The following is a 23,999-nucleotide window of genomic DNA, read 5'->3' as shown; positions in this document are numbered from 1 at the left end:
AGTCGCCGGACGAGGCCGCCGCCGTGCTCGACGCGCTGTTCGCACCGGCCCGTACGCAGCCGGTTCAGCGCGGCGATCCCCGGCGACTGGAACATCCCGCTCTCTTCAGTGCGTGGACCGTATTTCGTGGTCGAAGCCGGGCAGGGCGTCCAGTTTGGCCCGGACGCCCCGCGCGTCGGTGTGGTCGAGGTCGACGAAGATGCGCAGAGCATCGGTCCATTCGCCGCGCGCGGACGCGGGGTTGCCGGCTGCCTCGTGCGTGTCGCCGAGATGCACCAGGATCTGCGCCTCGGCCACCCGGTCGCCGATGTCGCGCACCAGGTCCACGCCGCGCCGGTAGCAGTCCCGCGCTTCGTCGTAGCGGCCCAGGTGGTGATGGGCATGGCCGATGGTGTCCCACACGTCGGCCTGCCCGCGCCGGTCGCCGACCCGCTGGTTCACCGCGAGCGACCGCTGCCCGAACTCGATGGCGTGGTGATGCTCGCCCAGCAGGGTGCTGTGCCAGGCCATGCTGCTCAACGCCACGGCCTGCCCGCGCAGGTTCCCGGCTTCCTCGTACAGCGTGAGGGCACGGTTCGCATGCTCCAAGGCCTCCGCGTTCCGGCTCTCGTTGCCGGACATGACCGCCAGGGTGTTGTGGACGAACGCCTGGCCGCTCAGGTTGCCGGTGCCGACGCTCAACTCCAGAGCGTGACCGAGGTGGGCGCGGGCCACGTCGGGACGGTCGAGGATGATGTTGGCCCGCGAGAGGCTGCGATGGGCGGTCGCCAACGGCTCCTCGCCGAGGCGTTCCGCCGCCGCGAGAGCGTTGGTCCAGGCTTCGAGCCGGTCGTAGCGGTGCCCGCCGCGGAAGAGGTAGGTGTCGAGCGCCCAGGCGAGCTGCCAGGCCCGCGCGTCCCGCCCGGCGGCCGCGGCCTGCCGGGCGACGGCCAGCAGCGCCGGTCGCTCGGCGGCGAACCAGGCCAGGGCCTGCCGGTGGTCGGTGAAGCCGTCCGGGCCGGAGCCGGTGGCCGGCAGCGGCACTTCGATCGGGTCGCGGGACGGGTAGAGCATCCGGTCGGCGGCGTGCGCGGTGCTCGCATAGTGGTCGGCCAGGCGGCTGGTCGCAGCGTCGCGTTCGACGTCGGAGTCGTGGACGCCGGTCAGGTCGGCGGCGTACACGCGCAGCAGGTCGTGCCAGGAGTATCGGCCCGGGGAGTGCTCGACGAGCAGGCTGGCGTGGGTCAGCTCGCCCAGGAGCCGTCGGGCGCGGGCCGGGCGGTGCCCGGCGAGGGCGGCCGCGGCGGCCGTCGCCATGTCCGGCCCGGGATGCAGGCTCAGAAGCCGGAACAGCCGCTGCGCCTCGGCGCTCAGCGCGGCGTACGACCAGGAGAACACCGCCCGTACGTGCACCGCCGGGTCGCCGGTGTCCAGGGCGTCCAGCCGGTCGTCGGTCTCGGCGAGTTCGTCGGCGAGCGCGGTCAGCGGAAAGCTGTTCTGCCGGGCCCGGGCCGCGGTGATGGCCAACGCGATCGGCAGGCTCGCGCAGGAGGCGATGATGCTGTTCACGGCGTGCGGTTCCCGGCGGGTCCGCGCGGTGCCGAGCCGGCGGCTGAGAAGGTCACGGGCTTCCTGGCGGGACAGCACTTCCAGCGTCACCGGATGAGCGCCGAGGGTCGCCACCAGCCCGGTCAGCTGGTTGCGGGACGTCACCACGACCTGGGCCCCCGCGGTGGCCGGCAACAGGGGGCGCACCTGTTCGGCATCGCGGGCGTTGTCCAGCACGACCAGGATCCGCTTGCCCGACAGCAGGCTGCGGTAGAGCCCCGCTTGCGCGTCCAGGCTGGCGGGCAGGCGGCCGGCGGGCACACCGAGGGCGTCGAGGAAGCCGCGCACGGCGTCGGCGGGATCCATCGGCCGCCCGGACGGGTCGAAACCGCGAAGATTCACGTACAGCTGGCCGTCGGGAAACCGGTCCACGACCCGGTGCGCCCAGTGCACCACGAGGGTGGTCTTGCCGACCCCGGCCACACCGGAGACCGCGATGACCGGCGACCCCGCTAGCAGGAGGCTGTCGAGCAGGTCGAGCTGGTCGTCGCGACCGGCGAAACCGGAGACGTCAGCGGGCAACTGCGCCGGCCCCGCCGCCGGCGGGGCCGGTGCATCCGGCGCGGGTGCGGCCGGCGCCGCGCCGCGCAGGATCGACTGGTAGATCTCCTGCAGCTCGGCGCTCGGATCGGCGCCGAGCTCGTCGAGCAGGTGCCGGCGTACGACGTCGTAGTAGGACAGCGCCTCGGCCGGTTGGCCGGACGAGGCCAGCGCCTCGATCACGACCGCGGCCAGCGCTTCGTTGAGCGGATGCTCGCGGGCCAGGTCGCCGAGGACGGCGACGACGTCGGCCGGATCTGCCGCCAGCGCGGCCCGGCCCCAGGTCACCGAGGCCGCCAGGTGTTCGCGCCGCCAGGCCGGCCGGACCCGTTCGGCCCACGCTCCGCCCACGTCGGCCAAGGGTTCCCCTTGCCACAGCCCGATGGCCTGACGCAGCGGCTCCGGGGCGCCCGTGGCGACAAGATGCCGGAAGCGGTGCAGATCGACCTGGAGCGGATCGACGTCGAGCAGGTAGCTGCCGGCCGTGAAGCTGAGCGTGCCGGCCGGCCCGAGCATCTGCCGGATCCGGGTGATGTGGGCCTGCAGCGACGGGCGGACGGCACGCGGCGGCTCCTGGCCCCACACCCGCTCGATCAGGGTGCCGACGGGAACCGGCCGCCCGGCATCCGCCAGCAGCGCTGCCAGGACCGCCCGCTGCCGTGGCTGGCCGGCGTCGACCCGCCGGCCGCCGGACCACACCTCGACCGGACCCAACAACCGAAATTCGATCACTTCGCTCCCGCACGCTTGCTTCCGGCCACAAGGATTCCACAAGCGGACCGTATGGCCACATCAGTAATCCTGGATGAGGACGGCGCGCGACCAGCACGGACGTCCTGCGATACGCAACGGGGGTCGCTGATCGGCGGCCGGCCGCCACCGGCCGCCGATCACCGGCAAGTTACGGGTCTGTTAATACCTATAAACGCGTACTTTCGTGCACAACCTTCGCCGGCGCCCGTCCCCTGTGGGCACGATGGCGGTCTCGGTGAGATCCCCATCCCCGGAGGCAGCCCATGATCTCCACGCGTTCCGCCATCCGTTCGCTGACGACCGCCGCGGTTGCGCTCACCGCCACGGCGGTGGTCCAGCTCATCGGCGTTCAGCACGCCGGCGCCGCGACGGCGGCCGGACTGAACTACGTGGCCATCGGCAGTTCGTTCGCCGCCGGCCCGGGAATCCTGCCGGTGCAGTCCAGCAGCGGCGCCGCCGGCTGCTCCCGGTCCAGCCTCAACTATCCGAGCATCGTGTCCCGCCAGGTCGGCGCGAACCTGACCGACGTCTCCTGCAGCGGTGCGACGACGGCGAACGTTCTGAGCACCCCGCAGGGCAGCCAGCCGCCCCAGGTCAGCGCCGTCGGCACCGCGACCCAGGTGGTCACGGTGACCATCGGCGGCAACGACGTCAACTATCTGGGCAGCCTGGGCGCCTACACCTGTCAGGGCGACGGCGGCGCCAACTGCGCGACCGTGGACCGCGCGGCGATCGACAAGGCGTTCGGCGAGCTGACCGGGCGCCTGCAGAACGTGGTGAACGCCGTACGCGGCCGGGCCCCGTCAGCCCACATCTACCTGGTCAACTACTTCACGATCCTGCCCGACTCCGGCGGCTGCGCCGGCGTGCCACTGACCGCCGACCAGATGACGTACGAGCGCAGCATCGCCTCGCGCCTAGCGTCCGCCACCTTGTCCGCGGCCTCCGCGACGCAGGCCACACTGGTCGACCTCGCGGCCGCCAGCCGCGGACACGATGCCTGCTCCGCCGACCCGTGGGTGGAGACCGGACACCCCGCCGCCGGCCGCTCGCAGTACCACCCGAACGAGGCCGGCATGCGCGGCGCGGCCAAGGTGGTCGAGGCCGCGCTCGCCGCCTCCGGGCAGCTGCGCACCGCCGCGGTCCGTTCGGGAATCCCCGGCAAGTGCGTCGACGTAGCCAGCTCCGGCACCGCCGACGGCACCCCGGTCCAGCTCTTCAGCTGCAACGGCAGCGCCGCCCAGCAGTGGACGTTCGCACCGTCGGCCGGCGGCGCGCTGCGTGCCCTCGGCAAATGTCTGGACGTCAGGAACTCCGGAACGGCCAACGACACCAAGGTGCAGCTGTGGACGTGCAACGGCTCGGCCGCCCAGCGCTGGGTCGCCGGCCCGAACACCTCGCTGATCAACCCGCAGTCCGGACGCTGCCTGGACGACCCCCGCAGTTCCACTTCGAACGGCACCCAGCTCGGCATCTTCGACTGCAACGGAACCGCGGCGCAGCAGTGGACCCTCGCCGGTTGACGCTCGCGCCACCCCACCGACGCCGACCTCAATTAACCGGTTAAGAACACCGCCGCCGTGGGCATACATGCATGCATGTCAATCTCTCAGGAGGAACTGCGGAACTGCCCGGCCCGGATCACCCTCGACGCGGCCCAGCTCACCTTCCTCGACGGACTGCCGGCCGCCGCGCCGAGCGTGCAGACCGAGCTGGGCTGCGAACTCGAACAAGGCCACGACGGCTCCCACGCCGCGCTGGGGCACCAGGAAGAGAACACGACGTGGTGGATCCAGTGGACGCTGAGCGCTTCCGAGATCAACCCGTACGCCTGGTGCCCCAGCGGACACAGCAGCCCGGCCGAACGCCGCGACGACAAGAACTGCATGCTCTTCACCGGGCACCCGGGCCGACATCTGCCCGGCCGCCAGTCGCACGAGATCGAGCCACATGAATCGGTTCAGTAACGCCGGTCAGCGATTGCCCAGCCGAGACGTCGGTCCCAGCGCGCCGGGTCAGACGCGCTTCACCACCACGGCTGCTCCAGGGCTCGGTCTGTGCTGCCGGTGCCGTCCAGGCCGTCGAGTGCCTGCATGTCGGCCGAGGTCAGCTCGAAGTCGAAGACCTGCGCGTTCTGCTCGATCCGCTCGCGGTGGGTGGACTTGGGCAGCACGATGAGGCCTCGCTGCAGCGCCCAGCGGATCAACACCTGAGCCGGCGTACGACCCAGGCGCTCGGCGATCTCCGCCACCTGCCGGTCGCGCAGGTGGCGGCCGGTGCCCAACGGGCTGTACGCCTCCAGCGCCACGCCGCGCGCCTCGCAGGCCGCCAGCAGGTCACGGCGGAACTCGAACGGGCTGAACTGCACCTGATTGACCACCGGGGCCACCTCGGCCACCTTGAGCAGGTCGTCGACCTCGGACGCGCTGAAGTTGGAGATGCCGATCGAGCGCGCGTAGCCACTCTCGTGGGCGCGCTGCATGCCCTCCCAGGCCCAGGTCGGCCCGCCCTGCGGCCAGTGCACGATGTAAAGATCGACGGACTCCACGCCGAGGCGCTCGAGGCTGCGCTGCGCCTCCGCCTCGGGGTCACGCGATCCCGGGTAGAACTTCGTCGTGATGAAGACTTCGTCCCGGGCGACGCCGCTGTCCCGCAGCGCCCGCCCGACGCTGGCCTCGTTGCCGTACGCCTGCGCGGTGTCGATGTGGCGGTAGCCGGCTTCCAACGCCCAGCGCACCGCGTTCTCGCACTCCGGCCCGTCCGGCACCTGCCACACCCCGAGCGCAAGCAGCGGAATCTCGTTGCCGTCGGCGAGCACACGCGCCCGTCCGTCCCTGGTCAGCTCTCCTGCGGCCATCTCTGCCTCTCCAGCTTCTCTGTCCAGCACCGTCCGGCGCCCCTCTTGCACTGCCCCACCTGAAGCCTAAGAAACTCCCGAGATCGGTAGGCGAGCTCAACGCCAAGTGACCACGAGAAGCCCCGCCGATCCTCGGCTGGGCGACGGATCGTGTACATCCCTCCTAGATCTGCCTGCTGAACTCATCAACCTGACACAGCCAAGATCACGTTTCTCCTTGAGCGGCGGTTCAGGTGACGCGAACCTCGAAACATCAACTCTCAGTCAGAACCTCGATGTTCCGGTCACGCCGAGTTCGAACTGCCGCAGGCATCAATCGAGATCGGGCCAAACTTTCTCATCACCCTCCCCCTCACTCCAGCGACGAAGCCGATCTCATTTCCACGTTCCGTAAAGCCGGCGGATCATGGGTTGGCAACGCCTATCGCAGGGATCCACAACCTCACCAGAATTGGTCCTGAGCGTACGGAAGACTCCCCCGAAGATCTCATCCCCGGCCTTTCTCGCCTCATTGATGGCACAGACTTCGGAACAGCCCGTGTGCCGCCCCCGCAGAACATCGTCCAGAACGGATCCCGATTCGGTGTCTACCCCACCACGGGTAGTGCGGCCGTAATAGCGGTTTCCGTTAGGGGAGGTGTATTCGGTGACGTATCGTGGCGCATTGGTCCCAAGATTCGCCCGCCGAAAGTCATCCAAGGTGGAGCCGTTTGGAGCCGGGCCGGGCTCGACTCCGCAGTTGTGGACCAGGACCGGGGCGTTGCCGGCGAGTGCATAGAACGTGTGGATGTCGTCGACGGTGAGGTTGTGGACGGTGGCCTGAGCGCCGTACGCCACCACCGCCAGGACCGTTACCCGGGTGCCGTCCGGCTGCAGGAGGGCGTCTCCAGGACCCAGATGCTCGGCCGCCAGCCACGTGCGCCTGTCGGCTGCCCAGAACGGATGGCCGTCCGTAGCCGTGATGACCGCCGTCTCATCGCCCGCAGCGCCGTCGACGTCCACGGTGATGTCGATCAACTGCTTCGAGCCGGTGCCGATGATCGTGCGGCGGATTTCCCGGACGCCGGATCGGCCGGTCTCCGGATCGGTGGTCGCAACCTTGTCGCCGACCTTCAGTTCGGCGATGGGCTTGGTCGCTCCGCCGGCCAGCAGAACCTTCGTTGCGGGCGTGAAGCTGTTCGGGATCGCGCAACTACCACTTCGCAGGTTCTTTCCTGCTCTCTGACCGGCCTTCATCAAGCCCTTGGCCGCCGCCCCAGCCGCGCTTCCGGCGGCCCGCGCCCCGGCTTTGAGGCCGGCCCCCGCGGCCACCGCCCCGCCCTTCAACAGGGCTCCGGCGGCTTTCCCCACCCCAGGTATCAGCGACGTTGCACCCCCGAGAGCGGCCGCGCCCAGATATCCGCCCACGCTCCGTTCGTCGGCGGGGGTGGTGAAGTGGTACTCCCCCACGCCGATCGCCGCCCCTACCCCGACGGCGCAGGCCACCGCGGCCACCCCGGCGGTGATGATGCCGCAGGCCACGCCGGCGGCGACGCTGAGGCCGACCGCGATGACGGTCGCCTTGTGTTCGACCACCCAGTCCGCGCCCCGGCAGAGCCACGACCAGGAGCCGCATTTCTGGGGCTTTTCCGCGTGCTGGGCGCGGGCCGGTGTGGCCGGCGCGGCGCCGGTCGCGGAGTCGGGGCGGCAGCAGCCGTTGTCGTCGGCGGGGCGCAGGCCGTCGGGGTCGCTTGATGACGTGGGGGCGTTGTTGGCGTACGCGTAGCCGTTCATCTGTTGCGGGTCGGCCGGGTCGACGACCGGGTCGGCGCTGAGGAAACGGCCGGTCGCCGGGTCGTACTCGCGGGCACCCAGGTGCGTCAGGCCGGTCGACTCGTCCTCGGTGCCGCCTACAAAACCTCTCTCCCCGGGCCAGGCCGACGGGGCCGGGCCGCGTTCCTCGCCGAACGGCGTGCGGTAGCGGCGCTCGAAGGAGAGGTCCCGGTCGTCGATGGTCAGGGACGCGGTCTCGTGATGGTCGGCGGCGAGCCAGTGCAGGGCGCCGCCGGTGCGTACGGCGACCGTGCGGCCCTGATGGCTGTAGTAGCGCGTGCCGGTCAGCTTTCCGCCGGCCAGGTGCACCTCGTCGGCGCCGAGATAGAGGGTGGTGCCGGTGGGATCGCGGCGCAGGAGGCGGGCGCCGTCGGCGTCGTACAGGAAACCGGTGTCGCCGATCTTGACTGGGCGGCCCTCGGTGTCCCACTCGAGCTTCTGCGTGGTGCCGGCGAGGTCGCGGGTGAGGGTGTTGCCGGCCGCGTCGTAGGTGTACCGATCCAGGCTCGTGCCGGAGGGGCTGGTGGTGACCACGGAACTCAGCAGGTGGCCGGTCGCCGGATAGGTCGAGGTGGCGACGATGTTGCCGGCGGGGCTGCGGTCGGTCCGGGTACGACGGTTGCCGCTCTTGTCATAGGTCCACGTCTGGTCGTACGGAGCGGCGCTCCCCGGGGCGCACGTGGTGGAGGCGGCCGTGAGCCGGCGGAGATGGTCGTACCGGAAGCATTGGGTCTCGGTCGTGTCGGTGACGCGGCTGAGGTTTCCGGCCGGGTCCCAGTCGTAGACCGCATTGGCCAGCCGGGTCGGTGCGGCCGGTCCGTCGCGTTCGGTCACGACGCGGCCGAGCCGCCGCGTTCCCAGGTGATATTCGTACGTGGTGGTCACGCGCTGATCGCCGTTGGTGACCTGCCATGGTTCCCCGTACGGCGTGTGGAGCGAAGCGCTGACGTACCGGCCCGCCTTCGAGGTGACCGAGCTGGGCAGCCCGAACGCGGAGTAGCCGAACTCGATGGTCTCCGCGGGCAGTCCGCCGACGGCCGGGGCGGTGCTGGTGGCCGGGGAACCGTCGACGTTGTACGTGGCGCCGTACTCGTACGTTCCGGCCAAGGCCCCCTCGGTGGCGGGGATGGTGATCCGGGTGCCGGTCGGCCGGTATGCGGCGTCGTACCCGGTGACCGCCCGGGTGTAGGCGGCTGCCCCGGCGTACCGGGTGGATGAGGTGAGCTGCCCTTTGGCAAGGGTGTCGTACTCCCACGAGGCGAGCTTCCGGGAGCCGTCGTACGCCGCTGTCTTCCGGCCGATCGCGTCGTACGAGTACGTCACGGTCCGGCCCCGCGCGTCGGTCACCGACCGCAGTTCGCCGATCTTGTTGTCGTAGGCGTACCGGGTCATGCCGCGGTCGGGGTCCTCGTCACGGGTCTTCTGACCGCGCAGGTTGTAGAAGGAGCGCCAGGTGTTCCCGGACGCGTCGGTGACCGCCGAGGGCTCACCGCGCCGTGTGTACTCGTACCGGGTCGTGTCGTACGGGTCGTTCGCCGCAGGTCCATGATGCTGCCGCAGCTCGGTCACCTGTCCGCGAGCGTCGGTGACGGTGGTGGTCGGTGTGCCTCCGCGCGGTGGGACGACGTGGATCCAATCTCCGCCGTACGTGGTCGTGGTCTGCCACTGAGCCTGGCCCTGCACCTTGAAGATCTCGGCCTTCGGCCGCCCGGCGCCGTCGTAGCGGGTTTCGGTCCGCGCCGGCAGTTCGGCCACGACCGGCAGGAGCACGTCCGTGCTGGGCAGGCCGGCGTTGAAGTACGGACCGTTGCGGGCGGCGACCTCGCCGCGCGAGTTGTGGACGACGTCGGTGACCACCCGGCCGCCACCCGGTGCGGCGTGCTGGGTCTGCCGTTCGCGGCCCAGACCGTCGAGCAGTTGGTACGAGGTCAGGTACGTCCCGTCGTGCTCGAGCGTCTGCGTGGTGATGACGGTGGGCCGGTCGGTCCGGATGTCGTACGCGAACCGGCTGTCCGGGCTGTCCTTTCCCCGGACGCGACCGGGTTGCCAGACCTGGGACACGCGGCCCAGCGGGTCGTACGCGGCTTCGGTGCGACGGCTGTTGGCGTCGACGGTGGCGACGGTCGCGCCCCACGCCGGTTCCAGCTCGGTGGTGACGGCGTGGCCGAGTGCGTTGGTGGTGACGGTGCGGGTCACCGGTCCGCCGACGGCGGGTGTGTACGCGGTGCGTTCGCGGGTGCCGGAGGCGTCCTCCGCCTCGACGACCCGGCCGTGGACGTCGTACGAGGCCCGGTCGGTGGTCTCGTACACCGGCCGGCCGTCGCGCAGCTCGACCATCTTCTCGGTGCGGGTCAGGTCGCCGCGGTCGACCTGACCGAGGCGGTCGCTGCCGTCGTAGTAGTTGCGGGTGTCGGTCATCGCGTCGGCCGGGCCGGGCTCGGTGGCGCAGCCGGCCGCGTACGTGACGACGCGGGTGGTGACGCCGTCGAGGTGCCGGGCGGCGTTGCCGGCGTGCTCGTACCGGATGCATCGGTCGTCGGCGGCGGTGCCGGTGTCGCCGAGATCGTCGGTGGCGACGACCCGGCCGGTCGCGGTGAACTTGTGGTCGGCCCGGGTCTTCCGGATGCGGCCGTCCCCGAGAGGCACCCGGCCGTGGACGCTGGCGGTTCCTTGCACGTACGCGCGGTTGGTGGCCCACGAACGTCTGGCCGTGGCGGTGGGCGCCGACAGCCACGGTGTGTTGATGGTCCGCGACATGACCGGGCCGGGGTCGTCGACGTACGAGATCTTCTCGAGGGCGTATCCGGCCAGGGGGTTCTCGTCGGTGATCGGGCCGAACTCGGAGGCCTTCTCGCGGACGGTCTTCCGGCCGCCGTTCGCGGTCCGGTCGCCGTGCATGCCCCGCAGGTAGACCGTCTCCTGTTTGCTGACCGGCCCGTCGTCCGGCTGCCCGATCCGTGTGATCACCCGGCGGTATCCGCGGAACTGCGACCAGGTCTTGTCCTTCTCCGGTGTGATGCCGTCGGACTCGGCGTAGCGCCAGGCGGCGCCGTCGAGGTAGTCGTAGCGCGTGACCACGGGTTGCAGGCCGGTGGTGCGGTCGTGCTCGGACACCTGGGCCACGACGTACTTGTGGAACCAGTCGAGTCGCTGTTTCTGGCCTTCGGGTTGCCACCGCACCGGCATGCAGCGCCGCGTGTTGGTGGCCGGCGTGGGCAGGTTCCGCGGCGCGGAGCAGTCGCCGGGGGCGTACTCGACGGCCATTTCGCCGCCGGTCCCGGAGTGCACGGCTGAGATCCGCCACCAGTTCATGGCCGGGATGCCGTCGATGCCGTCGACCCGGTTCGGCTTCTGCACGCCGCTGAAGGTGGTCTCGGGCAACGCCTTGCTCCCGCCGACGTGGCCGGTGTGCGTGATGCCGTCCAGCCACAACCCGGCGCGGGTGCCGTCGCCGGGGTCGGGATACTTGTGCCGCAGGGTCCACGAGTCGACGTCGGCGAACCCGCTTCCCGTACGGACCTGGGTGGTCACCTCGGCCAGCCGTTTGGTGGTCCAGAAGGTCGGGCTGAATGTGTCGCGGCAGGTCGCACCCGTGCACTCCTGGTCGTACGGGACGTCCGGGTAGTGGCTCTTGCTGGTCTTGGCGCACGAGGTGCCAGGCACGCAGCGCTCGGCGGAGCGGAAGAGCACCCTGCCCACGGGTGCGGTTCCGGGCCGGCCGTACTCCACCCGCTCCAGCACACCGCCGCGCACGTAGCGGCTCACCTTGGCCGGGTCCAGGTTGCGGGCGTAGTTGTTGGTCTCGCGGGCGTAGACGTAGGTCATCGTGTCGCCGTGCCGGTCGACCACGTGGTCGAGGTTCCAGCGCCAGACCTGGTCGCAGAACGAGGCGTCGAAGGTGGCCTGATGGCAGGGTTCGCCCTTGTCGTCGCCGAACACCGGGACCGTCCAGGCCGAGTGTGCGGCGCGACCGAAGAAGTACTGGGTGCCGTCGGTCGTGGTGATCTTCCAGTACTCGCCGTCACGGCCGGTGTGGGAGGCCCCGGTGAGCTTCTCGACGCGCGCGCCGTTGTCCGCCCGCGGGCGCCACGTGCCGGTGGCGTCGTCGCGGATGAGTTCGCCGCCCGAGCCGTTGAGTGACATCGTCGCGTTGTCGGTGCCCCAGCACAGATCGCCGGTCTTCCGGCCGTCGTCGGCGCAGGGCTTGTAACGCCGTTCGATGAAGCCGGGCCACAGGTCGAAACCCTCGCCGATCCAGGACGGCTGGGTGTTGACCGCGGCGTGCCTTCCGTCCACGTTCGACGACGAATAGCTCAGGGCCAGGGACGGCTCCAGTCCGCCCGGGGCGGGTGGCACCCGGAACGGGTACGACCAGGTGAAGTCGCCGGTGTTGCCGCCCGCGCTCCAGGTGGCCGACTCGGTGAGGGAGGAGGCGGTGAACGAGCCGGCCGCGCCCGACGGCCCGGCGGTCAGGGCGAATAGAGCACCCGACGGTACGGCGGTGACGACGGTGGTGAGGTGGCCGGTGGCCACGTCGTTGCGCCCGGGAAGGGGCGACCCGGCGCAGGCCGCCGCGTCGGGTGTGGACCGGGCGCATTCGGGCAGCCGGACCAGGCGCAGGCGGGCGGCCCAGTCACCGCCGTACGCGTGCCGGAAGGCCGAGTAGTCGACCGTGAGCGCGACCGGGCCGGCGGTGGCGGCGACCCGCATCGCCAGCGTCTCGGGCCGGGACCCGTCGAGCACCTGCACCCGCACCCGGGCCGGGCTCGTGGCGCCGGTGCGGGCGACCGCCACCGGCAGGCCGCCGGCCGAAGCCCGGGCCGTGACGCCGACGGCCGGCAGATCGACGGTCGCCGTGCCGGGCGACGGCCGGCGGACCGGGCGGTCCCCCTCGACGGCGGCTTTGTCGACCGGGTCGGGCGCGGGCGGCCGGTAGGTGGCGTTCGTGCCGGGTGTCGACTTCTCGGGTGTCAGCGGCCACCGTTCGGCGGCCGTGGCCGGCGGGGCGCTCGGCACCGACAACAGCGTGGTGAGCAACAGCAGGACAAAGATTGCCGCCGGTCGCGGAACCGACCTGGCCCATCCGATCGTCATGCCCGCACTGTCGAACCGGGCCCGCCTCGATCACAAAGAGTTGCGCGATCACGCACATTCTCGCCCCCTACCGAGCTCACAACTACTCTGCGTGATCATGAGATGGGCAAGGACTACCACCATGACAGTGCTCGCCGTCGTTCTGGCAGCGGGTCCCAGCGGCGCGGCCCGGTCCGGGACCGCGGAGCCGGCGGCTGCGACGACGATGGCCGGCGGCGGCACCAGCAGCACCGTGCGATCGAGCGACTGGACGCACATCAACGCCACTTTTCCCACCCAGTCCTACTGGGGCCGGGACCGGGCCCGGGCCAAAGTGGGCTTCTCCAACTGGGAGTCGCCGGCCGTCACGTATCGGTCGTTCTTCCTGTTCGACTTCGCCGGGTGGCAGGGCCGCACCATCACCGGCGCGACCCTTCTCGCCGACCTGGACTCCTCGCCCACATGCGTCGCGACTCCGACCGATCTCTACCTGACCCGTACCGTCTCCCGTTCCCAGAGCGTCACCTGGAAAGGCTTCTCCGGCCGCGACGTCTGGCACACGCGCCTGTCCAGCGCGAGCGGCCGGGCCCACCCGGGCTGCGGCAACGACACGACCATGGAGTGGGGCAACGTGCGCGCCGCGGTCCGGGACGCCGCCCGGACCGGCGGAAAACTGACCCTGGGCCTACGGGCGTCGAACGAGCACGATCGCCGGCAATGGAAGAAGTTCTTCATCGACCGTGTGCGCCTCGCCATCACCTGGAACGTCGCACCGGCCCGGCCCGCCGGGCTGAGCACCGTGCCGCCCACGCCCTGCGGCACAGCGGAGAATCCGACGCCCCTGAACACCACCACCCCGGCCTTCTCGGCCCAGCTGGCCGACCCCTACCGCGACAACATCCGCGGCACCGTCGACATCCGCGAGGGCGATCAGCGGATCCATGCGTCCGTCACCCCGGCCGTGGTGTCCGGCAGCGTCGTCGCCTGGCCGGCCGTGCCGCCCGACCGGCTTCCCGCCGACCAGCCGCGGAGGGTCTTCCGATACCTCGGCCGGACCCATGACGGACAACTCCCCAGCGGCTGGACGTCGCCTTGCTACTTCACGGTGGACACAACCGGGCCCGCTGCCCCCACCGTGAGCTCGACCGACTTCCCGGACGGCGAGGCCGTGCAGCCGACCGGCCGCACCGGTACGGTCCGGTTCGGCCCCGGCCACGACGGCCGGGGCCGGCCGGAGACCGACATCGCCGGCTACCGGTACGGCTTCCAGCAGGACCGGATGACCGGCTGGGTCGCCGCCGATCCGGCCGGGAACGCCGTCCTGCCGATGATCCTCTGGACCGCCTCGCGCACCCTCTACGTGCAGGCAGTCGACCGGGCGGGCAATCCCTCGGCCGGCGACGCGCCCTGCCGGTGCGCATCCTGGGATCTTCGGGCACACCCGAGCGGCGCCGTCCCCGCCGGGATTCCGGGCGACGTCGACGGCGACGGCCGGGCCGACGTCTCCACCACGGTGGACCTCGGCCACGGGCGCACGGTCGCGTGGACCCTGCCGGCCGAACCGACCGGCGGCATGCGGGCGCAGCCGTACCTGGGGTGGGACACCGGCATCAACGGCGGCTCGGACGGCTACCGGATCAAGCCGGTACGCGGCGACTTCACCGGCGACGGGCTGGCCGACATCGCGCTGTTCCGCGACGATCCGGATACCCGGCTGCGGCTTTTCCTGCTCCGCTCGGACGGGCACGGCTACGAGGCGACCGGCACGCCGCTGTGGGAGGGACCGGCCGGAAGCGCCTGGCGGCTGAACACGATCGAACCCGTGGCGGCGGACGCCGACGGGGACGGGCGGCTCGACCTCAGCGTGCTGTTGCGGCTCGGCGACGGCCGTTTCACCCTCAACGTGCTCCGCAACGCCTCGGACTCCTTCGCCGCCCCGGCCGAATGGTGGCGCAGCACAGCCGGGTCGGGCCGGCCGGCGCGGGTGGTCGGCGGCGACTTCAACGGCGACGGCCGCGACGACATCGCGTACGTCAGTCCGGATCAGCTCTCCGTGCACATGTCCACCGGCGCCTCCTACGGCGCTCCCAAGCAGCAGCCGCAAGAAGGACGCGACATCCCGGTGGCCGGCGACGTCACCGGGGACGGACGCACGGACATCGTCCAGATGCACGACGCCGGAGCCTCGACGCAACTCCTGCTCCGGCGGGCAACGACTGACGGTTTCGCCCCACCCGCTCTCTGGTGGGACGGCACCGCCGCCGGCCCGGCCTTCGCCGCCGCGAAAGCGACCCTGTTGGCGGGCGACTATGACAGTGACGGCCGGGAGGACATCGCCGCCGTGTACGACCCCACCGGCATCTCCAAGGTCCATTTGTTCCTGAGCGGCCGCGACGACCGCGCCGTCGCCCCCGATCTGGACGCTCCGGCCTGGTCCGGCCCGATCGGCGCCGACGCCGGCCCGTTCTCCCCCGCGCCGGGCCGCCACTACCGGCTGATCGCCGCGCCCGGTGGCTGGTGCGCCACCGCGGCCGGCACGGCCGTCCGGTTGGAGCCCTGCCGGACGGGGAGTGCTGGTCAGCGGGTGTCCTTCGTTCCGGTGGGAAGCGGCCCCTTCTACAACGTCGTCTTTGCGCCGAACGGCCAGTGCCTCGACGTCTCCAAGGCGTCGCATGAGGACAGCGCCTCCGTGCGGCTGTCGGGCTGCCACACGGCCGGCAACAAGCAGTTCCGGTGGGAACACCGGGCCGGCACCGGCCTCGACACCGAGGTGCGCATACGACCGGCACACAGCGACAAGTGCCTGCGGATCGCGAACGCGGCTGTGGTCCAAGGGCCGTGCACGGATCAGAGCTTCGTCATCAGACTGGAAGTCGACTGAGCGCTTGTCGCCAATTCGACGGGCTATGGATGGATCATCCCGATTGACGCTACCGTCCGGTAACAAGCGGTTGCCCGACCACGGGGGAAGTTGATGACTCAGACAGTTGCGGTCCCTTCGCTGACCCGGTGGGGACTATCCAGCGACGCCGACCTGCTGTTCCGCACGATGACGACACAGGGCGCCCAGTCCGCGGGCACCCTGTCGCAAGGCTTGGACCTTCCGATCTGGAGGGTGACCGAAGCCCTCGAAGAACTCCGGGTGGCCGGCGCGGCGCGGATGACCGGCACAACCTGGGCCTGTGCACCGGTCGGCCAGGCGGTTTCGGGCCTACGGGCACGGCGCCCGGCCGTGTCCGTCGACGGCATGCGGCACCTGCCCAGCGAGCAACTGGTCCGGCGCCGGATGACCGAGCTCATGACCAACGACCATGACCTGGCCACCCAGGTGCTCGGCCGGCACAGCAGACAGCTGCTGGCCCGGCGGGAGGCTCCCGGCACGGCGATGAAGCTGCTGGCCATCGGGCCGATCGACGTCTCCGGCCTGACCGGCTCGACCACCACCCGGGTTCTCCGATCACCATGCCCGAGCGTGCTGGCCGCCCTGCCGGCGAAACTGCTTATGATCGACGACCGGGTGGCACTGTTCCCGGCCGACCCGCAGGACACCGGTCGCGGCTGGCTCGAGGTCGCCCAACCGGCGTTCCTGCGGATGCTGACCGCGCTGTTCGACCATCTGTGGAAGGTGGCCGGCCGACCCGCCCCCGATGCACCGTCCGCGTCCCTGACCGACCGGGAACGCGCGCTCATCACGCTGCTGGCCCGGCGGCACACCGACGCGTCCGCCGCGGCCACCCTGAGGATCAGCGTTCGCTCGGTCACGAATCTGGTTCGCCGGCTGATGGATCGCTACGGGGTGGAGAACCGGTTCCAGCTCGGCCTCGCGCTCGGCGCAGCCCTCAAGAGCGGCCCTCCAGCCCCTCGACCGGAATCCCCCACGGCCAATTCATGATTTACCTGCTCGCAGTTCGAACTGAGCACCCGGGTCCGGACGAACGGGGCCGGGGGCGCACTGCCGCCCCCGGCCCCGGTCAGTGCTGCCGGTTGTCAGCGCACGACAGGCGCCTCCTGGCGTAGCAACGACTTCATGCTGCCGGTGGACGAGAGTGTATGGGCCGCCGCCGCGGTCGGGTCCGGCTGCGGGACGGGCTCGCACTGCTTGTCGGACCGGTTGCCGCGGACCCGGTCCGGCAGGGCGCCGGTCTCCAGGTAGGCCGCGATCGTGTCGTCCGTGCAGGCGATGCCGCTCAGTGAGCCGGAGTGCGTGGTGCCGCCGACGCCCTCGACGAGAACCGAGCGGGGGAACCGCTTGCGGATCTCCAGGCTGCCCGGGTATGGCGTGGCCGCGTCGTTGGTCTCGTTGATCAGCAGGATCGACGGGGCCTTCCGGCCGTCCACGGAGACCGGCCGGCCCACGTCACCCTTCCAGAACAGGCAAGGCGCGTTGTACCAGGCGTTGTTCCACGTGATGAACGGGTACTTGCTGTAGATCCGCCAGTTGTCCCGCTGCCACTTGCTCCAGCTGCTGGGCCACTTCACGTCGGTGCACTGGGTGCCGAGGTAGATCGCGTAGCCGTTGTCCGTGCCCGGGCCGGGCTCCGAGTAGAGCTCCAGCAGGCCGGCGGCGTCACCGTCGTTGACGTAGGCCGAGAACGCGGTGGCCACGTCCTCCCAGCCGTACACGTAGTAGCCGGCCGAGACGAAGATGTCGTTCCACTCGTCCGGACCGATCTTGCCTTCGGCCGGTGCCTTGCGCAGCTTCTGCAGCGTGGCGTAGTACTTGGCCTTCACGGCCTTGCCCGTGGTGCCCAGGTGGTACACCGCGTCGTACTTGGCCACCCAGGCGAAGTAGACGTCCATGTTCTTGTCGAACTGGATGTCCTGACTGAGGTTGGCGTCGTACCAGACGCCTCGCGGGTCGACGACACCGTCGAACACCATCCGCCGCACCTGGTTCGGGTGCAGGGTGGCGTAGACCTGCCCGAGGTAGGTGCCGTACGAGAAGCCGTAGAAGTTGATCTGCTTCTGGCCCAGCGCCTTGCGGATGCTCTCCATGTCGGCCACGTTGTCGGTGCTCTTCAGGTGGTCGAGCAGCGGGCCGCCGGCTCGGGCACACGCCTGCGCGTACGCCTTGGACCGGCCAAGCCAGGTCTTCTCGAGCTCCTTGGTGACCGGCACGTAGTAGGGCCGGTTGTAGCCGGCGACGTTCCCGTCACAGGTCAGCGCGGGCACGCTCGAACCGACACCGCGCGGATCGAACCCGATCCAGTCGTAGTCGAGACCGGCGTTGTTCGGAATCGCCGACTGCAACACCGAGTAGATCAGGCCCGACCCGCCCGGCCCACCCGGGTTGACCAGCATGACGCCCTGATAGTCGGCCGCGGGCGACTTGGCCTTGATGCGTGACACCGCAATCTTGATCTTCGTGCCGCCCGGGCGCGCGTAGTCGAGCGGAACGATCACGAAGCCACATTCGGCACCGCGCGCCTTCAGGGTCGCGTTGGCGCACGCACCCCACGCGATGGGGGGCGGGGTATATCCAGGGTTCCCGCTGTGAGCCTGAGCCGTGGACGGGATCATGCCGCCCCCGACCGCCAGCCCGACGGCCGTAGCGACGATTGACGCCAGGAGTCGTCTCATGCCATGCCCTCCGTCCGATTCGGTCCCGTATGCGGTAGTGACGGGCTTGCACGTCCCACCGCATGCGGGCTCATCGGAGGCTATCCATCTCGCGGAGGTTCCGAGGCCGCCCGTTCAGCCGGTTTACGGTACTGATCGGCTGCCGGCGCCGCGGTTGCCGTCGGGAGGGGTTCACCAGGCGACGGTTTTCCCCTCGTAGTCGAGATACTCCAGGCCCGGCCGTTCCCGTTTGGCCAGCAGGACGTCGACGACCTTCGGGATGTTGTCGTCGATGGTGAACGGCGCGTCCGGGCCGCCGATGTCCGTCCTGATCCAGCCGGGCGCCATCAGCACGAGCGCGCGGCTGGTTCCCTCCGGCTGGCGGGCCGCGTATCCGCGCATGAACATGTTCAGGGCGGCCTTGCTGCCCCGGTAGAGCTCGTGCGAGCCCTTCGTGTTGCCGGTGATGCTGGCCTGGCCGGACGACATCGCCCCGATGAGACCGGCCGGGCTGACCAGGCCGGCGAGCGCCTCGATGACGCGCATCGGGCCGAGCGCGTTGGTCACCATGACCTTCGTGAAGTCGGCCACCGGGACCTGCGCGATCGGGGTCTGGTCGTTGCTGTTGGTGCCGGCGTTGACGAACAGCACGTCCAGCTCACGGCCGGCCAGGCGCTCGGAGAGGGCGGCCGGGTGGTCGTCGCGGGTGACGTCGAGTTGCTCGATCTCGAGGCGGCCGTCCGAGCGGTCCGCCAGGTCGTGCAGCTCCGTACGGCGGGCGGGGTCGCGGACCGTGCCGATGACCTGCCATCCGCGGCGCAGGAACTCTTCCGCGATGGCCCGTCCGATGGTGCGCGACGCGCCGGCGACGAGGACTGTGGGTGATGTCATGAGCTGCCTACTTGGACTCGACGGTTCCGGACGAGGTGGCGGCGCCGCTCTCCAGCGCTTCGACCGCCGCGGGCCAGGCCTTGTCGTCGGGGTAGAGGGCGGATCGCAGGTACGCCCAGATCATCGCGCGCAGCGTGGCGACCCGCTCCGGATCCTCGTCGGTGGTCTCCACCGTGTCGAAACCGGTGATGCCGCCGAAGATGTGCTCGGCGCCGTGCATGGTCAGCAGGGTCTTGGGGGCCGGCGCGTGGGTGTAGGCGTCGCTGCGGTAGCTCAGCCGGGTGGAGAAGTTCTCGTTGAGGTCCTTGTCGCCGGCCACCACCAGCGCGGGCGTGGTCATGGTGTCGAAGTTGATGAACCGCAGCATCCGTACGCGTTGCATCATCACGCCGTCGGTCGGCTCGTCGGAGACGCCGGGCGAGGCCAGGATGACGCCGACCTTGATCCGCGGATCGGACAGGTCGCCGGTCTGCGGGTCCTCGGGGTCGTCGACCCGGCTGCCCAGCAGCATCGAGGTGGTGTGCCCGCCGAGTGAGTGCCCGACGGCGGCGATGCGGTCGCGGTCCAGCCGGCCGGCGAGTCCGGGGACGGTCGCTTCGATCTCGTCGAGGTGGTCGAGGATGAAGTGCATGTCGGTGACGCGGCTGCGCCAGAACATCGGCGCCTCGGGGTGGCCGGAGTCGCGCAGCCCGAGGGCTTTGTCGTCCAGGTGGGTGGGCTGGACGACGACGAATCCGTGCGCCGCGTAGAAGCCGGCCATGGGCGCGTTGCCGTGCAGCGAGGCGATGAAGTTGGTCTCGCCGTGGCCGTGCGACAGCAGGATGATCGGCAGGTCGGTCCCGGTCGCGGGAGCGGACACCTTGATCTCGAGCGGCGCGGCCCGGCCGGGCACGTCGAACACCACCGGGCTGTAGGTGACCACGGGGGTGGCGGCGTTGACCGGAATGTTGCCGGCTTCCGAGATGGCCGTGCTCATTGTCGTCGGACCTCCTTGATCGATCTGGTGCCGTGATGTCTTTCCGGACGGCCGCGTGGTCATGCCGATGGTGAGTGGCCCGGTCTGTACCACCCGGCGCAGGGCATAGTTGCCGCTATGACGAAGTTGACCTTGGGAGCGGTGCTCCGGGCCTGGCGGCACCGGACCGACCCGGCGGACCTCGGGTTGCCGGGCGCCGAGGCGGAGCGGCGCACACCAGGGTTACGCCGCGCCGAACTGGCCCGGCTGGCCGGGGTGTCTCCCGAGTACGTCAAACGGCTGGAGCAGGATCGGGCCCGGCCGAGCATCGACGTCGTCCGGTCGCTGGCCCGGGCCCTGCGGGCCACCCACGACGAGTACGGCATGCTGGCCCGGCTGGCCGGTCACACGCTGCCACCGGGCGGGACCGTGCCCCGGCAGATCACCGAGGGCGTCCAGCGGCTCGCCGCCCGGCTCGGCGATGTCCCGCTCGCCGTGTACGACGCGACCTGGACGCTGCTGACCGCCAACCGGGCATGGGCGGCCCTGCTCGGAGACCCGGCCGCGCTCACGGGCCGCGACCGCAACGTGCTGTGGCAGATCTTCACCAGCGAGAACATTCAGGTCCGGATGACCGACTGGGAGCGTCACGAGCGGTCGCTGGTGGCCGACCTGCGTGACGCCACGCACCGCTATCCGGACGACGCCGAGCTCAACGACCTGGTCGGCGCGCTCCTCGCCACCGGCGGACGTTTTGCCAGGTTGTGGGACCAACCGGCCGTCGCCCGGCACGGCGGCCAGCGCAAGACCGTCTCGAATCCTCTGGTCGGCGACGTGACTCTGGACTGCGACGTGCTGACCGTGCACGACGTCGACCTGCGGCTGGTCATCCTCACCGTCACACCGGACACGACGGACGCGGTCAAGCTGGCCACCCTGACCGGCCGTCACCAGCCCATCGTGCCCGGCCCGCCCTTGAACGGGCCGGCGATGCCGGAGGTGATCCAGCCGCCGTAGAAGTCACCCTCCTGCGGCCGGACGAGTTCGCCGTCGACCCGGCACTCGTCGACGCGGCTCGGATAGAACGCCACCGCGCCGGCCATCTCGGCGTATCCCGGAGTCGGCCGCTCATAGGACCAGCCCACCCGGGGCATCCGGACATCGCCGACGACCAGATCCCAGTACGTCGCATCGCCCTTGAACTCGCAGAGGGAGCGGCCCTCCGCTCGGGCCAGCACCCCGGGAGTGATGTCGTCGCGAGGCACGTAGTAGACCGGCGGGTGCGAGGTCTCCAGAACCCGCCAGCACCGGTCACTTTCGGCTATCGGTTGTCCCGCATGGACCACCGACACCCGAGCGGGCGAGCGCTCGAGCCGGGGCGGGCGGGGGTAATCCCACACTGATTCCATCAGCTCACCTCTCCGGGAAGTTTCGTCTGGGCGGCCGCAATTGGATGCATCTCAGCTGAGGAGAGCGTGGGCGACGGCGCGGCCGGAGAGCCAGGCGGTCTGCACGCGCGGGCGGCCGAAAGCGTCACCGCACAACCAGACCCGGCCGTCGACCGCGTACGCGGGTTCGCCGGGCTCGGGCTGGGCAAAGGTCCAGCGGTGCACGTGCACCTCCGGCTCCGCCGACAGGCCCAACAGCTCGCCGACGCTGGCGGCGAGAACCGGGCCGGCGCCGCTCGGGTCGTCCAGGTATCGGGCGGCCAGATCGGCGGTCGAGTGGGCGACCAGGACGGGAGCATTGTCGCCGCGGCGGTCGCCGTCGTCGTGGACGGTCGCCAGGGTCGGGTGGTCGTTGACGAACGCGCCCCGCAGATCGCCCCACTCGCGGGACGGATAGGTCAGGACGGCGGCGATCACCGGCTGCCAGGTCTGCGCGTTCGCGGCGGCCGCGACCGCCGGGGGCGGATCGAGACGCAGCGCCTGCGGGCCCGGCATGGCGAGCACGACCGCGTCCGCGTCATCGGGCACCGCGTCCAGCCGGGTCGACAGGTGCACGTCGAGGCCCCTGGCCAGGTCAGTGGCGAGCGACCGCAGACCGCCGGGGGCCGCCCACCGCATCGGCCCGGTCGTGGGCTCGCCGCCCGGGTAGACGCGCAGGGTGTCGGTCCACGGCCGGGCCAGCCCGCGGGACTGCCACGAGGAGACCTGGGCGGTGAAGTCCGGCTCGTCGGCGACGAGGTACGCGGCGCCGATGTCGGCATACCGGCCGTCGTACCGCTTGCTGGCCAGCCGGCCGCCGACCACCCGGCCCCGCTCGACCACCCGGACCCGCGCCCCGCCGTCGGTCAGCGCCCGTGCACACGACAACCCGGCGATCCCGGCCCCCACCACGACAACGTCCATGATCGGACCCTACAAGGGCATTGGGCGGCTGTCGGCAGGATGTTGCGTCGATTACTGCGTCGATCAAGGGTAGCGTGGCCGCGTGACATCACGACTGACGAGCGCCCGCGCCCACCGCCTGGTCCGTCCTCGCGCCGATCTGCCGCGAACCGTCACCGACGAGGTCCGGGCTGTGGTGATCGGTGGCGGGATCGCCGGGGTGACCAGCGCTCTTCTGCTCGCCGAGCGGGGGATCCGGGTGACGCTGCTGGAACGCGACGCCCAGTTGGGCGGTCGTCTTGCGGCGTGGCCCCAGGTCGTGGCGGACGGCTCACGGCAAATGGTCGAGCACGGCTTCCACGGGTTCTTCCGCCAGTACTACAACCTTCACAACGTGCTCCGCCGGATCGATCCCGAGCTGTCGTTCCTCCGGCCCGCCGGACGCTACCCGGTGGTCTCCCGGAACTGGCCCGAGGAAAGCTTCTCCGGCCTGCCCCGCCGCCCTCCGGCCAATCTGCTGGCACTGGTCGCCCGGTCACCGAGCCTGAAGCTGCGGGAGCTTCGCGGCGTCGACGGCAAAGCCGCCGTCCCCCTGCTGAGCTACTCCCGCGCCGAGACCTACCGCCAGTTCGACCACATCTCGGCGAAGGACTTCCTCGACACGCTGAATATGCCCGCTCGGGCCCGGGCTCACCTGTTCGACGTGTTCGCGCATTCCTTCTTCAACCACCAGGAGGAGATGTCGGCGGCCGAGATGATCATGCAGTTCCACTTCTATTTCCTGCGTAATCCCGAGGGTCTCGACTTCGACGCACCCATCCAGGACTACGAGACGGCCATCTGGGCGCCGCTCGCCGGGCAGTTGCAGGCGCTCGGCGGCGAGATCCGTACCCAGGCCGCAGTCGACCGGATCGATCCAGGCTGGACCGTCGTGCTGCGTGGCGGCGCCGAGCTGACCGCCGACCACGTCGTGCTCGCCACCGACCCGCGCTCGGCCCGCGAGATCGTGGCCGCTTCCCCGGGGCTGGCCGCACGCGCGCCCCGGCTCGCCGAGCAGATGGCCACGGTCCGAACGGCGGCGCCGTACGCCGTCAGCCGGATCTGGACGGCCCAGGACTGCGCACCCGAACGCAGCGTCTTCACCAGCGTGGCCGGGGAGCCCACTCTCGACTCGGTCACGCTCTATCACCGCATCGAGCAGGCCACGACCCAGTGGGCCCGCCGGACCGGCGGCAGCGTCATCGAGCTGCACGCGTACGCGGCCCCCGACGGTGTGGACGCCGCCGAGCTCACCAAGAGGATGTGGGCCGAACTCGGGGCGCTGTGGCCGGAGACGACCGGCATGACCATTCTCGACGTCGACGAACGTGTCGGCGACGACGCACCCGCGTTCGCCCCGGGAAGCGACGCCACCCGGCCCGGCGTGCTCTCCGATGCCGACGGCGTCTATCTGGCCGGCGACTGGGTGCGCGTCCCCTTCCCGGCCGGGCTGATGGAACGTGCCGCCGGCTCGGCGATCCTCGCCGTCAACGCCATCCTCGGCCGGCACGGTGTCCGGGCGGCCCCGCTCCTCTCGGTCGTTCCTCGAGGGTTGCTGGCGCCCCGGTCGCGTCGGCTCCGGCGCTGAAGCCGGGCGGCCGCC

General features: G+C 70.8%; 14 protein-coding genes. 6 read left to right on the top strand and 8 right to left on the bottom strand.

Annotation, left to right across the window (positions count from 1 at the left end; genetic code table 11):
• Positions 1 to 105 precede the first annotated feature (105 nt).
• Entirely contained in the window at positions 106 to 2,859 is a 2,754-nt protein-coding gene (locus JIG36_RS27685; protein ID WP_203379334.1) for an AfsR/SARP family transcriptional regulator, read from the bottom strand.
• 284 nt (positions 2,860 to 3,143) lie between these two features.
• Here JIG36_RS27685 and JIG36_RS27680 point away from each other — a divergent pair, with 284 nt between their 5' ends.
• The gene (locus JIG36_RS27680) at positions 3,144 to 4,403 is read left to right on the top strand and encodes an SGNH/GDSL hydrolase family protein (RefSeq protein ID WP_203379333.1); all 1,260 of its coding nucleotides are present in this window, start codon (positions 3,144 to 3,146) and stop codon (positions 4,401 to 4,403) included.
• Between the two features lie 75 nt (positions 4,404 to 4,478).
• Positions 4,479 to 4,847 (top strand): hypothetical protein, encoded by a 369-nt coding sequence (locus JIG36_RS27675; protein ID WP_203379332.1) that lies wholly within the window; start codon positions 4,479 to 4,481, stop codon positions 4,845 to 4,847.
• A gap of 59 nt (positions 4,848 to 4,906) precedes the next feature.
• Here the strand turns inward: JIG36_RS27675 and JIG36_RS27670 are convergent, their stop codons facing one another.
• Positions 4,907 to 5,737, bottom strand: a complete 831-nt coding sequence (locus JIG36_RS27670) for an aldo/keto reductase (RefSeq protein WP_203379331.1) — start codon at positions 5,735 to 5,737, stop codon at positions 4,907 to 4,909.
• 375 nt (positions 5,738 to 6,112) lie between these two features.
• Positions 6,113 to 12,643 carry an RHS repeat-associated core domain-containing protein gene (locus JIG36_RS27665; RefSeq protein WP_203379330.1) on the bottom strand — a complete coding sequence of 2,177 codons (6,531 nt, stop codon included), beginning with the start codon at positions 12,641 to 12,643 and terminating at the stop codon, positions 6,113 to 6,115.
• Positions 12,644 to 12,764: 121 nt separating this feature from the next.
• Here JIG36_RS27665 and JIG36_RS27660 point away from each other — a divergent pair, with 121 nt between their 5' ends.
• Together JIG36_RS27660 and JIG36_RS52270 are read left to right on the top strand one after the other, a co-directional pair.
• Positions 12,765 to 15,503: an FG-GAP-like repeat-containing protein gene (locus tag JIG36_RS27660; RefSeq protein ID WP_203379329.1), complete on the top strand. Its 2,739-nt coding sequence runs from the start codon at positions 12,765 to 12,767 to the stop codon at positions 15,501 to 15,503.
• Between the two features lie 93 nt (positions 15,504 to 15,596).
• Positions 15,597 to 16,514 carry a helix-turn-helix domain-containing protein gene (locus JIG36_RS52270; protein ID WP_236048360.1) on the top strand — a complete coding sequence of 306 codons (918 nt, stop codon included), beginning with the start codon at positions 15,597 to 15,599 and terminating at the stop codon, positions 16,512 to 16,514.
• Positions 16,515 to 16,609: 95 nt separating this feature from the next.
• Here the strand turns inward: JIG36_RS52270 and JIG36_RS27650 are convergent, their stop codons facing one another.
• The 3 genes from JIG36_RS27650 to JIG36_RS27640 all read right to left on the bottom strand — a co-directional run bounded on the left by JIG36_RS27650 (position 16,610) and on the right by JIG36_RS27640 (position 20,048).
• The gene (locus JIG36_RS27650; RefSeq protein ID WP_307872933.1) at positions 16,610 to 18,025 is read right to left on the bottom strand and encodes an alpha/beta hydrolase; all 1,416 of its coding nucleotides are present in this window, start codon (positions 18,023 to 18,025) and stop codon (positions 16,610 to 16,612) included.
• 348 nt (positions 18,026 to 18,373) lie between these two features.
• Positions 18,374 to 19,072: an SDR family oxidoreductase gene (locus tag JIG36_RS27645; protein WP_203379327.1), complete on the bottom strand. Its 699-nt coding sequence runs from the start codon at positions 19,070 to 19,072 to the stop codon at positions 18,374 to 18,376.
• Between the two features lie 7 nt (positions 19,073 to 19,079).
• Complete coding sequence (locus JIG36_RS27640; protein ID WP_203379326.1) at positions 19,080 to 20,048, bottom strand: alpha/beta hydrolase family protein; 969 nt, start codon at positions 20,046 to 20,048, stop codon at positions 19,080 to 19,082.
• A gap of 117 nt (positions 20,049 to 20,165) precedes the next feature.
• Between JIG36_RS27640 and JIG36_RS27635 the strand changes: the two genes are divergently transcribed.
• Positions 20,166 to 21,044, top strand: coding sequence for an MmyB family transcriptional regulator (locus JIG36_RS27635; RefSeq protein WP_203379325.1), 879 nt, complete (start codon positions 20,166 to 20,168; stop codon positions 21,042 to 21,044).
• Here the strand turns inward: JIG36_RS27635 and JIG36_RS27630 are convergent.
• Together JIG36_RS27630 and JIG36_RS27625 are read right to left on the bottom strand one after the other, a co-directional pair.
• Entirely contained in the window at positions 20,975 to 21,436 is a 462-nt protein-coding gene (locus tag JIG36_RS27630) for a DUF427 domain-containing protein (protein WP_203379324.1), read from the bottom strand. The two genes, JIG36_RS27635 and JIG36_RS27630, sit on opposite strands and share 70 nt — an antisense overlap.
• 51 nt (positions 21,437 to 21,487) lie before the next feature.
• The gene (locus JIG36_RS27625) at positions 21,488 to 22,378 is read right to left on the bottom strand and encodes an NAD(P)/FAD-dependent oxidoreductase (RefSeq protein WP_203379323.1); all 891 of its coding nucleotides are present in this window, start codon (positions 22,376 to 22,378) and stop codon (positions 21,488 to 21,490) included.
• A gap of 82 nt (positions 22,379 to 22,460) precedes the next feature.
• On the opposite strand from JIG36_RS27625, the gene JIG36_RS27620 reads away from it, so the two are divergent.
• Entirely contained in the window at positions 22,461 to 23,984 is a 1,524-nt protein-coding gene (locus tag JIG36_RS27620; RefSeq protein ID WP_203379322.1) for an FAD-dependent oxidoreductase, read from the top strand.
• Positions 23,985 to 23,999 lie beyond the last annotated feature (15 nt).

The sequence above is a fragment of the Paractinoplanes ovalisporus genome, assembly GCF_016834655.1.
GTDB classification, from domain to species: Bacteria; Actinomycetota; Actinomycetes; order Mycobacteriales; family Micromonosporaceae; genus Actinoplanes; species Actinoplanes ovalisporus.
The sequence above is the reverse complement of the archived record's forward strand: the minus strand, read 5'-3'. Positions and strand labels throughout refer to the sequence as shown.